The organism is Halomonas denitrificans, from assembly GCA_019800895.1.
Classification (GTDB): Bacteria; Pseudomonadota; Gammaproteobacteria; order Xanthomonadales; family Wenzhouxiangellaceae.
Genome location: JAHVKF010000001.1, coordinates 495,370 through 508,869 on the forward strand (window position 1 = coordinate 495,370; position 13,500 = coordinate 508,869).

Sequence of the window (13,500 nt, forward strand, 5' to 3'; positions counted from 1 at the left end):
TCGCGCCGGCTCCGGGGACTGCGGTGTTACAGGTCGAGCTCGGCACGGATCCGCTCGGCCACCGGGGCCGGAAGCGGGATGTAGCCGTCCCGGGCCACCACTTCCTGGCCCTGGCGCGACAGCACCAGGCGGAAGAATTCGCGCTCCAGCGGAGACAGCGGATCGTTCGGCGGCTTGTTGACATAGACGTACAGCAGCCGCGAGAGCGGATACTCACCGGCCACGGCGGTCTCGGCCGTCGGGGCGACGCACTCGCCGTCGGCCTCGGCCGCGATCTCCAGCGCCTTGACGCTCGAGGTCATGTAGCCGATGCCGGAGTAACCGATGCCGTTGAGCGACTCGGACACGCCCTGCACAACCGACGCCGAACCCGGCTGCTCGTTGATGCCCGGCTTGAAGTCTCCGCCGCACAGCGCGTTGTCCTTGAAGAAACCGTAGGTGCCCGACACGGCGTTGCGCGAGTACAGGGTGAAATCGCGGTTCGCCCAGGCACCTTCCAGGCCGAGGTCGCCCCACCGGGTGATGTCGTCGGCCCCGCCGCAGCGACGGCTGACCGAGAAGATCGCGTCGACCTGCGGCACGGACATGCAGCTCAACGGGTTGTCCTTGTTGACGATCACGGCGATCGTGTCGATGCCGACGCCGACCGGGGTCGGCGGGTAGCCGAAGCGCTCCTCGAACTCCTGGATCTCGTTCGAGCGCATCAGTCGGCTCATCGGCCCGAAGTTCGCGGTGCCCTCGGTCAGCGCGGGCGGCGCAGTGGAGGAGCCGGCGCCCTGGATCTGGATGTTGACATTGGGGTAGATCTTGGCGAACTCCTCCGCCCACAAGGTCATCAGGTTGTTCAGCGTGTCCGACCCGATCGACGACAGGTTGCCGGACACGCCGGAGACCGGCTCGTAGTCCGGCAGCGCCGGGTCGACCTCGGCCAGGACCGGGTTGGACAGGGCGAAGGCGAACGCCGCCGCCAGACCCATGCTCGTCTGCCTCAGATTCATTGCTGCCACCTCAAGTTTGATGAAAGAAACGAGCGTAGCGACCGCGGATGACGCGTCCATGACCGGATGCCGGCCAAGCGCTACGAGGCGCACAGGGTGTGTCAGAAATGTTACAGCACCATGACGCTGCGCGCAGGGCTCAGGCGCGCGCGGACTCGGGTCGCAGCGACCGCACCCGCTGGCGCGGGAATTCGCAGCAGAACTCGCTGCCCTCGCCCGGCTCGGATTGCATGGTCAGGCGGCCGTCGTGGCGCTGCAGCACGTGCTTGACGATCGCCAGACCCAGCCCGGTTCCGCCGTGGGACCGGCTCCTCGACGGATCGACGCGATAGAAGCGCTGGGTCACGAACGGCAGGTGCCGGGCCTCGATGCCGATTCCGTCGTCGGTGACCCGGAAACGCGCGGATCCGTCGGCATCGCAGAACCAGTCCACCTGGATCCGCCCGCCCGCTTCGGTGTAGCGCACGGCGTTGAACACCAGGTTGGAGAACGCGCTGTAGAGCTCGCGCTCGATGCCGGCCAGGCCCAGGCTGTCGTCGATCCCGACGTCGATCGTACGGCTGCCGTCGGACTGCGCCTCGGCCTCACCGACGATCCGACGGATCATCTGCGGCACGGGCACCGGCTGCTCGTCCGGCTCGCCCGGCGCATCGGTCTCCAGGCGCGAAAGCTCGAGCAGATCATTGACCAGCGAGGTCATCCGACCACACTGGGCCTGCATCTCGGCCAGCGGACCGGCCCAGACCTCGGGGATCGAGTCGTCGTCGGCCAGGTTTTCGAGGTAGCCACCGAGAACGGTCAGCGGCGACCGGAGTTCATGCGAGGCGTTGGCGACGAAATCACGCCGCATGTTCTGCAAGCGCTGCATCCGTGTGATGTCGCGAACCAGCAGCAGGTACTGGCCGCGACCGTACGGCACCACGCGCACCGCCAGCAGGTGTCCCAGGCGGATCGGCGAGGCCACGTCCACGGCGCGCGTGAAGTCCGCTTCGCGCATGTACTGTTCGAAGGCCGGCGCGCGCAGCAGGCTGGTGACGGGCTGGCCGAGGTCGCGGTTGCCGGCCAGGCCCAGCAGCCGGACCGCGGCGTTGTTGAACCAGGTGATCCGCCAGTCCGTATCGAGCACCAGCGTGCCGTCGGGCATCGCTGCGGTCGATTCCCGGAATTCGCGGATCACGCGGGCCAGCCGCTTCTTTCGCTTGGTGTAGCGGCGCTGCAGCCGGTAGTAGTGCTCGAACACCTCGCCCCACACACCCCAGGACTGCGGCGGCTGGCTGTGGCGCCCGCTGCGCAACCAGCCTTCGAGCCGTTGCATCTGGCGAATGTGGCGAAGGCTGGTCACGGCGAAGGCGCTGGCCAGCCACCAGCCGAAGGCGCCGTCGAACAGCAGCCAGGACAGCGCGGCCAGCCCGACCCAGAGGCCGAGGAACAGGAATTCCGACAGCCAGGCCGTGCGCATCAGCCGCTCGAGGCGCCCGGCGAGAACCGGTAACCGGCGCCGCGCACCGTCTGGAGATACTTGTCGAAGCCATGCGGGGCCAGCGCCTTGCGCAGGCGCAGTACGTGCACATCCACCGTGCGCTCCTCGACGTAGACTCCGCCGCCCCAGACATGATCGAGCAACTGGGCCCTGCTGTAGACCCGGTCCTGGTGGGTCATGAAGAATTTCAGCATGCGGAACTCGGTGGGGCCGAGCTCGATCGGCTGGTCGCCGGCCAGCACCCGGTGCGAGGCGAGATTCAGGACGAGTCGGCCGGCGGTGACCTCGTCGCCGTCACCCTCGGGCGAGGCGCGGCGCAGGACCGCTCGCATCCTGGCCAGCAGTTCGCGGGCCGAGAACGGCTTGGTGATGTAGTCGTCGACGCCGCTGTCGAGGCCGCGCACCTTGTCGTCCTCGGTCGAGCGGGCGGTCAGCATGATCACCGGGATGCTCCGGGTCAGCTCGTCGCGGTTCAGGCTGCGCGCGAACTCCACGCCGCTGTTGTCGGGCAGCATCCAGTCGAGCAGGATCAGGTCCGGCCGGTGATCCGCCACCCGGACCCTCGCGGTCCGGCAGTCACCGGCCTCGATCACCTCGTACCCACCGCGCTTGAGATTGAATCCGATCATGTCGCGGATCGCCTCGTCGTCCTCGACCACCAGCACCTTCTTGTCCATCGGCCGCGTCGCCTTCATCCGGATCGTCCCGCCATTGCACCAGCGGCAAATGACCGATCCATGACAGTCCGGAGGCGGCCCCGCGACGACGTCATGACGCCGCGCCCTTCGCTTCCTTCGCCGTGCGGCGCCCGGCGGACGGGCGATCGTCGCCGTAGAGTGCGATCATCGCCCGGGCCGCGCCGGCGACCTGTTCGCGCAGGAAGTCCGGCTCCAGCACTTCGACGTCGGCGCCGTAGCGAAGCACGTCCATGACCAGTTCGCGGCTGGAGCCGAACGGCAAGGTCAATTCCACGGCACCGTCGTCCAGGCGCTCGAGCCGCTGGTCCGGGTGCCAGTGCTCGTCGGCCGCCCAGCGCGACGCCTCCGGAGAAAAGCGGAGCCGGGCGCGGTGCTCGGCGGGACCGGAAAAGATGCCGTAGGCGCCGTCGTAGTGCGCCCGGAGAGCGTCGCTGTCGAGCTCCTCGGCATGCGCATCGGCCGAGCTCAGCGCCTGGATCCGCTCGACGGCGAAGCTGCGCAGTCCTTCGGCGTCGTGACACCACGCATCGAGATACCAGCGGTCGCGGTAGGCGGTCAGCCGCTGGGGCGAAACGGTGCGCTCGCTGACCTCGTCGCGGCGGCGGCCGTGGTAGCGGATCGTCACCCGGCGCCGCTGGAACAGGGCCTGCAGGAGGTCCTCGAACAGCCGTCCGGGAACCGGACGGCCGGCGTCGTGACGGATATGGATGCGCTCCGGGTGCTCGGAGAAGTCGATGCCCTCCTGGTCGATCAGCTGGCTCATTCGCTGCTGCAGGTTGACCAGTTCGTCCTGGAGCAGCCCGGGCTGCACGTTGGCCAGGATCTGGCGCGCGGTCAGCAGGGCCTGCAGTTCCTCGGGGCTGATCCACAGCCCGGGAAGCTCGAAGCTGCCGGCCAGCGAGCGGTCGTAGAAGAAGTGCCGGGTCTCGGGATCCTGCTCCAGCGGCGCGCCGAGCACGTCGCGCAATTCGGCGATCAGCCGGTACAGCGTCGCCTGGCTGCAGCCGAGCTCGTCCATCAGCACCTGCCTGGATACGGGCGTTCTGCGCTGCCGCAGGATGTCGTGCAGGTGATAGAGCTTTTCGCGGCGAGACATGGACTCGTCGCGCTAGTCAGCCGGACCGCTGCCGGCAGTCGCTGCAGATGCCGTAGATCTCCAGCACCTGGCGGGTGGGACGAAAGTCGCGCGAGGCCGCGAATTCGGTCAGCTCCGGGGTGCTGACGCGCTCGGGAAGTTCGATCACCGCGTCGCAGCCCTCGCAGATCAGGAAGCGACCCTGGTGCCGGTGTTCCGGGTGGAAACAGCTGACGAAGGCGTTGAGGGTCTCGAGCCGGTGGATGAAATGATGCTCGAGCAGGAACTCCAGCGCGCGATAGATCGTCGGCGGGGCCGCCGAGGGCTGCTCCGCCTTGAGCTGGTCGAGCAGGTCGTAGGCCTTGACCGGCCCGTCGGCGGCCAGGATCAGCTCGAGGACGCGGCGACGGGTCGGCGTCAGCCTGAGGCTGTCCTGCGCACAGCGCTGTTCCACTTCCTCGATGACGCGGCCCGGCTGCATCCTTCGATTCTAATGCAAAGCCCGGACCGGTTACGCGTCAGCCGGCCTGGGCGGCGCGCTCGGCGATGAAGGCCAGGGCGCGGTCGATCCGGTCCAGCGAACGCTGCCGGCCGACCAGCCACAGCGTCTGGTCGATCGACGGAGAGCTGCCGTGCCCCATCAGGGCGACGCGGAGCGGCTGCCCGATCTTGCCCATGCCGACGCCGAGCGACTCGGCGGTGTCGCGCACCGCCCGTCCCAGCGACTCGACCTCCCAGGTGCAGTGCTCCAGCTGCTCCCGTACCGCCTGCAGGGGTTCGGCGGCGACCGGCCGCAGGTGCTTCTTCGCTGCCCCCGGCTCGAAGGTCTCGAAATCGGCGTAGAACGCCCGGCTCTGTTCGACCAGCTCGGCCAGGGTCTCGAAGCGTTCACGCTGGACGGTCAGCAGGTCTGCGAGCGGCGGCCCCAGGGTCGGGTCCAGCCCGTGGTGCGCGAAGTGCCACTTCAGTTCCGGGTCGATGCGTTCGAAGGGGGCGACCTTGAGGTAGTGCTGGTTCAGCCAGTTCAGCTTCTCCGTGTCGAAGCGCGAGGCCTTGCGATTGACGTCCTCGATCCGGAACAGCCGCACGAGGTCGTCGCGGGAGAACTGTTCCTGGTCGCCGTGGGACCAGCCCAGGCGAGCCAGGTAGTTGACCAGCGCATCGGGCAGGTAGCCCTGCTCGCGCCAGGCCATCACGCTCACCGCCCCGTGCCGCTTCGACAGGCGCGCGCCGTCGTCGCCGAGGATCATCGGCACGTGCGCGAACTCCGGCACCGGCGCGCCGAGGGCGCGGTATAGGTTGATCTGGCGCGGCGTGTTGTTGATGTGGTCGTCGCCCCGGATGACCAGGTTGATCTTCATGTCGAGGTCGTCGACGACCACCGCGAAGTTGTAGGTCGGGGTACCGTCGCCGCGCTCGATGACCAGGTCGTCGAGCTCGTCGTTGGCGATCTCGATCTCGCCCCGGACCCGGTCGACGAAGCGAACCGTGCCCTGGTCGGGGTTGCGGAACCGGATCACGGGGTCGACGCCCTCGGGGGCATCCTTGGGGTCCAGGTCCCGGCAGTGGCCGTCGTAGCGCGGCTTCCTGCCCTCTGCCATCGCCGCCTCGCGCAGCGAATCCAGCCGCTCGCGCGAGCAGTAGCACCGGTACGCCTTGCCCTCGTCCAGGAGCCGCTGGGCCGTCTCCCGGTACAGCGCCATCCGCTCGGACTGGTAGTACGGGCCTTCATCGGGCGTCAGTTCGAGCCAGGCCAGACCGTCGAGGATCGCCTGCACCGAGTCGGCGGTCGAGCGCTCGCGGTCCGTGTCCTCGATCCGGAGGACGAAGTCGCCGCCGGTGGCCCGCGCGGCGAGCCAGCAGAACAGCGCCGTGCGGGCGCCGCCGATGTGCAGGAAACCGGTCGGGCTGGGTGCGAAGCGGGTACGGATCGGATCGCTCATGTCGGCTTCCAGGGGGCGGGAACGGAGGTCGGGCGACCGCCGGGCGACGACGCCGGGGCCGCGAAAAGCGCGGTAGTCTAGCAGATCGCCGCTCCGGCACGCCTGCGCGCGCTTGCAGTATAACGGGCCCCGGACCCTCTTCCGTCCGCTCCGATTCCAGGCAGGCCGTGCACCCCGAGTATCGAGCCGAAGACCCGAGCCGAGTGTTCCGCGTGCTGCGCGGCCGGCCCGTGCTGCGCGGGCTGCTGGCGCTGGCCGTGGTGCTCGGCACGCTGTCCGGGCACGACCCGGCGACCGAGCTCGAGCGGGTCCGCGAACGCGGCCGCCTGGTGATGCTGACGATCAACGGCGCAACCACCTACTATCTCGGGCCCAACGGCGAATCCGGCTTCGAGTACGACCTGGCTCGCGCGTTCGCGGATTCGCTCGGGGTTCCCCTGGAGGTCGTCGCGCTTCCCTCGGTCGAGCAACTGGTCCCGGCGCTGCTCGCCGGACGCGGCGACTTCCTCGCCGCGAACCTTTCGCGCAGTCCCGACCGGCTCGACGACCTGCGCTTCGGTCCGGTCTACGAGCAGGTCGAGCCGGTGGTGGTCTACCGCCGCGGTTCGCGCCGACCCCGGGACGTGACGGACCTTGCGGACGGCCGACTCGGCATCCTCGACGGCACGAGCTACGAGGTCTTCCTCGAGGACTGGGCGGAGGAGTTCGGGCTCGAGTGGTCGGAGTTCCCGGAGGCCAGCATCGAGGACCTGCTCGAGGACGTCAGCAACGAGGAACTGGATTTCACCATCCTCGATTCGAACATCTTCGACCTGAACCGGCGCTATTTCCCCGCCGTGCGTCGCGCGTTCGAGATCGGCCCGCCGCAGCCGCTGGCCTGGGCCACGCGGCTCGGCGACGACGACACGCTGGTCCAGGCGATGCGCGAGTTCTTCGCCGCCGGTTCCACCGCACCGCTGATCGGCGAACTGCGCGAGCGCTACTACAGCCACGTGGAGAACTACGAGCCGGTCGGCACCTTCAACTTCATGCAGCAGATGCGCGAGCGCCTGCCCCGGATCCGGCCCTTGTTCGAAGAGGCGGCCGAGGACACGGGCCTGGACTGGCGCCTGCTCGCCGCGGTGAGCTACCAGGAGTCGCACTGGGACCCGAACGCGGTCTCGCGCACCGGCGTGCGCGGCCTGATGATGCTGACCCAGCGCACCGCCCGGCAGGTCGGCATCGAGGACCGCCGGGACCCGGCCCAGAGCGTTTCCGGCGGCGCGCGCTACCTGGTCTCGCTGATCGACCGCCTGCCCGAGCGCATCGATGATCCCGATCGCCTCTGGTTGGCGCTGGCGGCGTACAACATCGGCCTCGGCCACCTCGAGGACGCCCGCGTGCTGACCGAAGTCCAGGGCGGCGATCCCGACCGCTGGGTCGACGTCCGCGACCGCCTGCCCCTGCTGACCCAGGAGCGCTATTTCTCGCAGACGCGCTTCGGCTACGCCCGCGGCTACGAGGCCGCGAGCTACGTCGAGAACATCCGTACCTTCTACGAGATCCTGGTCTGGATGGACGGCCGCGAGCATCCGCTGCTCGCACGGACCGCGGCGGCGGCCGACGAGGCAGAGGGCGACGAGACCGATCGCGGCGACGACGCTGCCGACGGCTGAGGGCCCGGCACGGACCGGAGGGCCCGAACGGTCCTAACGGTCCCGTTTTCGACGAATCAACGGCCGCGAAGGAACAGGCGATCGAGCTGCTGCAGGTCCAGCTCGACCCAGGTCGGCCGACCGTGATTGCACTGGTCGGACCGCTCGGTCCGCTCCATGTCGCGCAGCAGCGCGTTCATCTCGTCGATGTTCAATCGCCGGTTGGCGCGCACCGATCCGTGACAGGCCGCCGTCGACAGCAACTCGTCGATCGCCTGCTCGACGCGTTTCGAGTCGCCCAGCTCGGTCAGGTCGGACAGCACGTCGCGGACCAGAGCGTGGCTGTCGGCCGTGGCCAGCAGCGTCGGAACCGCCCGGATCAACACGCTTTCCGGACCGGCCGGCTGCAGCTCGAAGCCCAGCCGGTGCAGGGAATCCTGGTGCTGCTCCAGCGCCCGGACCTCGCGCGCCGAAACGGCCAGGGTTTCCGGCACGAGCAGGGTCTGGGCGCGGACGCGATCTTCCTGCCACGAGGCCTTCATCCGCTCGTAGACGATTCGCTCGTGAGCGGCGTGCATGTCCACCAGCACCAGGCCGCGGGCGTTCTGGGCCAGCACGTAGATGCCATGGACCTGGGCCAGGGCGAAGCCGAGCGGCGGGACCTCGGCGTCGCCGCCGTCGGCCGGCAGCGGCCGTCCACCGTCGCGGTCGCTCGGCCGGGCCAGCTCGGCGTAGCGCTGCACGGCCTCGGCCACCGGGAGCCCGAGGCCGCCCTGGCGATCGTCCCGCCACCCGGCGCCCGTCGACGGCAGATCGATCCGGCCGGCGGCCGGTCCCGCATGGGACGCGCTCCGTCCTTCGTCGGACCCCGGCCGGGTTCCGGACAGCGCCCTGTGGATCATCGAGAACAGGAAATCGTGGACCGTCCGTCCGTCGCGAAAGCGCACCTCGGTCTTCTGCGGGTGGACGTTGACGTCGACCCGGCCGGGGTCGAGTTCCAGCATCAGCACGTAGGCCGGGTGGCGGCCCGAGTACAGCACGTCGGAATAGGCCTGGCGCACCGCGTGGGTGACCAGCCGGTCGCGGACCAACCGGCCGTTGACGAAGAAGAACTGCATGTCGGCCTGGCTGCGGGAGAAGCTCGGACGCGCGATCCAGCCGCTCAGGCGGAGCCCCTGGTGTTCGGTCTCCACGGTCAGCGCATGGTCGATGAAGCCCTGGCCGCAGACGTCCTCGACCCGCCGCTGTCGGGCCGCGTCGCTGTCGGCGGTCGGCAGGCGGCGCACCGCCCGACCGTTGTGGTGGAGTTCGAAGGCGCAGTTCATCCGGGCCAGCGCCAGCCTCCGTATGCACTCGTCGATGTGGCCGAATTCCGTGCGTTCGGTCTTCAGGAACTTGCGCCGCGCCGGCGTGTTGAAGAACAGGTCGCGCACGTCGATCACCGTTCCGGGCGGCATCGGGCACGGTTCGGGATCGCCGACCCGCCCCCCCTCGGCGACCAGCCTCATGCCGCCGTCGGCACCGGCCGCGCGACTGGACAGGTCGAGTCGGGCCACGGAACCGATGCTGGCCAGCGCCTCACCGCGGAACCCGAGGCTGGCCACCGCCTCGAGATCTTCCAGCCGCTCGATCTTGCTGGTCGCGTGGGGATGCAGCGCGAGCGGCAGTTCGTCGGCCGGGATGCCGTGACCGTCGTCGGTGATCCGGATGCGGCGCTGGCCACCGCCCTCGATGTCGATCCGGACCCGTCGCGCTCCGGCGTCGAGGCTGTTCTCGACCAGCTCCTTGACCACCGAGGCGGGCCGCTCGATGACTTCGCCGGCCGCGATCTGATTGACCAGGTGCTCGGGCAGCGCGCGGATCGGCATCTAGGGCGGCCCATCGGGTGCGTCGGGCAGGCGGAGTCGCTCGACCGGACGACCCTCGATGACGTGTGCCTGGAGAATCTCCTCCAGGTCGTCCTCGTCGATGTAGGTGTACCAGACGCCCTCGGGATAGACCACCAGCACCGGACCAAGCTCGCAGCGATCGAGGCAGCCGGCGATGTTGACCCGCACGCCGCCGGCGCCGGCCAGGCCGAGCTCCTTGATCCTCGACTTCATCCAGGCCCGGAGCTCGGGCGAGCCGCACTGGGCGCAGGAGGGCCGCTCCGCGCCCTCGGCGCGCTGGTTGGTGCAGAAGAACAGGTGCTTGCGGTAATAGGACACGATCGGGGCCGTCGAGGACTCAGTCGAAACTGTAGACCAGGTTGACCGTGCTGAGCACGTCGGTGTTGTCGCGACCGGCGGCGACGTCGGTGTTGTGCCGCACCGCGACCCCGGTCTTCAGCGACATCGCGCTGTTGATCGCGACCTCCAGCGACAGCGCGTTCTCGACGAAGGTGTTCGACGCGCCGGATTCGACCAGCAGCGCGTTTTCCAGCCGAGCCGTTTCGGAAATCTGCCACGCGTAGTCCAGCGCGCCGCGTGCGATCAGCTTCGTTTCCGATTCGCCGGAATCGCGTTCTTCGGAGAATCGTACGCCCGGGCCGGCCTCGACCGACAGGGTGTGAGACTCGCCGTCAAGGACCCGGTAGCCGTAGCCGAGGCCGGCCGTGGCCTGGTATTCGAAGGAGGAGAACTTGTCCTGGTCGTAGCGCGCCGAACCGACCAGGTAGCTGCGCTCGGTCAGATCGTAGAGCGTGTTGTTGGAAATCACGAAGCGGCTGGCGTCCAGTTCGCCCTCGTTCTCCGAGCGCAGGTAGCTGCTCTTCAGGGTGTTGGTCCAGCGGTCCTGCTCGTAACGCAGTTCGAAGCCCGCGTTGACGGTCTCCGTGTCGCTGTTTCCGCGAGCGAAGACAAGGCCGAGTTCGCCCGACCCGGTCCATTCGGCCGCGACGGCTCCCGACGCCGCCAGCAGGATGGCGGCGGCAAGGGCCTTGCAGGCACGGTCGAATTCAGCAATCTTCGTCATTTCGATATCTCCGGGTTCGGGTTGAAGGCGGCCGGGCGTCGGTCCGGCCCGTCGCAAAGCCGCGCAGGATAGCAAAGCGACCGGTGTGGCCGCGTCGTCGCGGATCGAGGCCGTGACCACGCGGTGGCGGTAGACTCTCGGCCCGGACACCCAACCAGCTACCGTCATGAGCCAGTCCCTGAGTGATCGCGTCCTTTCCGAATTCGACCGGGCCCTGCGCGTGGTCCTGGCGCCCGCACCGGCGGCAGAACGGCCGCGGCCGGGCGCCGATGCGGAAGAACCCGAGTTCGACGAGAGGCAACGGCGCGAGATCGCCGGCCTGATGCGCGTGAACCACACGGGAGAGGTCTGTGCCCAGGCACTGTACGCGGGCCAGGCAGCGACCGCGCGAACCGCCGGCGTGCGTGCCGAGATGCAGCAGGCGGCCGACGAGGAAGTCGACCACCTGAGCTGGTGTGCGGACCGCCTGCGGGAACTGGACGACCGGCCCAGCCTGCTCAACCCGCTCTGGTACGCGGGCTCGTTCACGATCGGGGCGCTGGCCGGCGCGGCGGGCGACCGCTGGAGCCTGGGCTTCGTCGAGGCCACCGAGCGCCAGGTCGAGGCGCACCTGCAGAATCACCTCCACCGGCTGCCCGAGAACGACCTCCGGTCGCGGGCCATCGTGGAGCAGATGAAGATCGACGAAGCCCGACACGCGGACCTGGCCCACGAAGCCGGCGCCGCGCGGCTGCCAGCACCGGTACAGGGCATCATGGCGTTGACCGCCGGCGTCATGAAGCGGCTGGCGCACCGCATCTGACCGCAATCTCCCCGATCCTGCCCCGGGGGGGCCGAAGCCACGGGGATCGAGTCCGTCGGGCCGACCGCCCGCAAATCACCCACTCCGGTCCTACGGGTCGCGGCCCCTGGAGGTCGCGAACCATGAAAGATGCGACCCCTGAAGTTGCGACCCCTACAGGTTGCGACCGTAGAACAGCTCCTGCATTTCCTTCTTCAGGCGGCGCTCGACCTTGCGCCGCTGCGGCGCCGGCAGATCGTCGGCATCGAGCCCGAACAGGTAGTTGTCGAGCTCGAACTGCTTCAGGCACATCTTCGTGTGGAACAGGTTTTCCTGGTACACGTTGACGTCGATCATCTCGTAGGCGTTCTTCGTGTCGCGGCTGAAGTAGTCCTGGATCGACGTGATCTTGTGGTCGATGAAGTGCTTGCGGCCGCGCACGTCGCGGGTGAAGCCGCGAACCCGGTAGTCGACCGTGACGATGTCCGACTCGAAGCTGTGGATCAGGTAGTTCAGCGCCTTGAGCGGCGAGATCACCCCGCAGGTCGCCACGTCGATGTCGGCCCGGAACGTGCAGATGCCGTCGTGCGGGTGGCTCTCCGGGTACGTGTGGACCGTGATGTGACTCTTGTCGAGGTGGGCCAGCACCGTCTCCGGCAGCGGTCCGGGCGCTGCGCTCGAGATCGTCGAGCCCGGTTCCACGGGCCCCTCGGCGATCAGGATCGTCACGCTTGCGCCCTGCGGGTCGTAGTCCTGCCGTGCGATGTTGAGGATGTTCGCGCCGATGATCTGGGAGACATCGGTCAGGATCTGGGTCAGCCGCTCGGCGTTGTAGGCCTCGTCGATGTAGGCGATATAATCCTCGCGCTGTTCATCGGTCGTGGCGTAACACAGATCGTAGATGTTGAAGCTGAGGGCTTTGGTCAGGTTGTTGAAGCCGTGCAGCTGGATTCGACGCTTTGCCATGGCGGTCCCGGTCGGTGATGCGGAGATTCGAGCGATGCGAATCCCCCATTATCCATCAGAGCGAGCCCGGATGCTTGTCGGATCGTGATCCGATGCGTCCATCGATTCATGAGGGGGACGGAGAACCCGTTCCTCGCGCCGTCCGATCGCCGGCCGGAGCGGATTCCGCAGCGCGGCGTCCGACATTGACAAGCCCGCGTTGCGCTTCATAATGAAGGTATTGCGGCAGCGGCCCGCACATTTACCCGTTCTCAGGACGAGATTGATGCGAGATCCACAGTTCTACCCGGTCGATCGCGTGGCGATGGATCGCTTCCTCGAACACTGCAAGCGCCAGCACTTTCCTGCCCGCGCCACGGTCATGCGTCCGGGCGACAACGGCCAGTCGTTCTGGTACGTGGTCGAGGGCTCGGTCACGGTCTCGACCGAAGGCGACGACGGCCGCGAGTTGATTCTCAGCTACCTCAACCCCGGCGACTTCATCGGCGAGATGGGCCTGTTCATGCGACCCGGCAAGCGTGAGGTCATGGTCCGCACCCGGACCAAGTGCGAACTCGCCGAGATTTCCTACGCCCACCTGCGCGAGCTCCTGGAAGGTGACCTGAAGGACAGCGCGCTCGAGATCATGACCGCGATCGGGGCCAAGCTGGCCCAGCGCCTGCTGCAGACGCGGCGCAAGGTCGAGCACCTGGCGTTCCTGGACACCCAGGGCCGGGTCGCGCGCACGCTGATCGACCTGTGCGGGGAACCCGATGCCGTGTCCCACCCCGAGGGCACCCAGATCAAGATCACCCGCCAGGAGCTCTCGCGAATCGTCGGTTGCTCGCGCGAGATGGCCGGCCGGGTGATGAAATCGCTCGAGGAAGAGGGCATGCTGCGCGCGTCCGGCAAGACGGTCGTGATCATCGGCACCTTCAAGGGTTCCGCGCCGGCTTGACACCGGCGAGGGGCCAAGGGGAAAAGAAGCAGGGAC

General features: G+C 68.3%; 13 protein-coding genes. 3 read left to right on the top strand and 10 right to left on the bottom strand.

What is annotated here, in order from left to right; all coding sequences use genetic code 11:
- Positions 1 to 26 precede the first annotated feature (26 nt).
- The 6 genes from KUV67_02150 to gltX all read right to left on the bottom strand — a co-directional run bounded on the left by KUV67_02150 (position 27) and on the right by gltX (position 6,194).
- Positions 27 to 998 carry a phosphate ABC transporter substrate-binding protein PstS family protein gene (locus KUV67_02150; protein MBY6203670.1) on the bottom strand — a complete coding sequence of 324 codons (972 nt, stop codon included), beginning with the start codon at positions 996 to 998 and terminating at the stop codon, positions 27 to 29.
- Positions 999 to 1,137: 139 nt separating this feature from the next.
- Complete coding sequence (phoR, locus tag KUV67_02155; GenBank protein MBY6203671.1) at positions 1,138 to 2,457, bottom strand: phosphate regulon sensor histidine kinase PhoR; 1,320 nt, start codon at positions 2,455 to 2,457, stop codon at positions 1,138 to 1,140.
- Positions 2,457 to 3,155: a phosphate regulon transcriptional regulator PhoB gene (gene phoB / locus KUV67_02160; protein MBY6203672.1), complete on the bottom strand. Its 699-nt coding sequence runs from the start codon at positions 3,153 to 3,155 to the stop codon at positions 2,457 to 2,459. The genes phoR and phoB overlap by 1 nt, the downstream gene beginning before the upstream one ends.
- Before the next feature lie 91 nt (positions 3,156 to 3,246).
- Complete coding sequence (locus KUV67_02165; protein MBY6203673.1) at positions 3,247 to 4,272, bottom strand: transcriptional regulator; 1,026 nt, start codon at positions 4,270 to 4,272, stop codon at positions 3,247 to 3,249.
- A gap of 16 nt (positions 4,273 to 4,288) precedes the next feature.
- The gene (locus KUV67_02170) at positions 4,289 to 4,732 is read right to left on the bottom strand and encodes a transcriptional repressor (GenBank protein MBY6203674.1); all 444 of its coding nucleotides are present in this window, start codon (positions 4,730 to 4,732) and stop codon (positions 4,289 to 4,291) included.
- A 37-nt stretch (positions 4,733 to 4,769) separates the two neighbouring features.
- On the bottom strand, positions 4,770 to 6,194 hold the full coding sequence (gltX, locus tag KUV67_02175; protein MBY6203675.1) for a glutamate--tRNA ligase: 1,425 nt from the start codon (positions 6,192 to 6,194) through the stop codon (positions 4,770 to 4,772).
- Positions 6,195 to 6,397: 203 nt separating this feature from the next.
- On the opposite strand from gltX, the gene mltF reads away from it, so the two are divergent.
- A complete protein-coding gene (mltF, locus tag KUV67_02180) occupies positions 6,398 to 7,849 on the top strand; it encodes a membrane-bound lytic murein transglycosylase MltF (protein MBY6203676.1) in 1,452 nt (483 codons plus the stop codon).
- Positions 7,850 to 7,905: 56 nt separating this feature from the next.
- On the opposite strand, the gene mutL is transcribed toward mltF, so the two are convergent.
- The 3 genes from mutL to KUV67_02195 are packed head-to-tail and all read right to left on the bottom strand — an operon-like array spanning position 7,906 to position 10,780.
- Positions 7,906 to 9,696 carry a DNA mismatch repair endonuclease MutL gene (mutL, locus tag KUV67_02185; protein ID MBY6203677.1) on the bottom strand — a complete coding sequence of 597 codons (1,791 nt, stop codon included), beginning with the start codon at positions 9,694 to 9,696 and terminating at the stop codon, positions 7,906 to 7,908.
- Positions 9,697 to 10,035, bottom strand: a complete 339-nt coding sequence (locus KUV67_02190) for a hypothetical protein (GenBank protein MBY6203678.1) — start codon at positions 10,033 to 10,035, stop codon at positions 9,697 to 9,699.
- A gap of 19 nt (positions 10,036 to 10,054) precedes the next feature.
- On the bottom strand, positions 10,055 to 10,780 hold the full coding sequence (locus KUV67_02195; protein ID MBY6203679.1) for a DUF481 domain-containing protein: 726 nt from the start codon (positions 10,778 to 10,780) through the stop codon (positions 10,055 to 10,057).
- Positions 10,781 to 10,946: 166 nt separating this feature from the next.
- Here KUV67_02195 and coq7 point away from each other — a divergent pair, with 166 nt between their 5' ends.
- Positions 10,947 to 11,582 carry a 2-polyprenyl-3-methyl-6-methoxy-1,4-benzoquinone monooxygenase gene (coq7, locus tag KUV67_02200; GenBank protein MBY6203680.1) on the top strand — a complete coding sequence of 212 codons (636 nt, stop codon included), beginning with the start codon at positions 10,947 to 10,949 and terminating at the stop codon, positions 11,580 to 11,582.
- A gap of 153 nt (positions 11,583 to 11,735) precedes the next feature.
- On the opposite strand, the gene speD is transcribed toward coq7, so the two are convergent.
- Positions 11,736 to 12,527: an adenosylmethionine decarboxylase gene (gene speD, locus KUV67_02205; GenBank protein MBY6203681.1), complete on the bottom strand. Its 792-nt coding sequence runs from the start codon at positions 12,525 to 12,527 to the stop codon at positions 11,736 to 11,738.
- Between the two features lie 265 nt (positions 12,528 to 12,792).
- Between speD and crp the strand changes: the two genes are divergently transcribed.
- Positions 12,793 to 13,464 carry a cAMP-activated global transcriptional regulator CRP gene (gene crp, locus KUV67_02210; protein MBY6203682.1) on the top strand — a complete coding sequence of 224 codons (672 nt, stop codon included), beginning with the start codon at positions 12,793 to 12,795 and terminating at the stop codon, positions 13,462 to 13,464.
- Positions 13,465 to 13,500 lie beyond the last annotated feature (36 nt).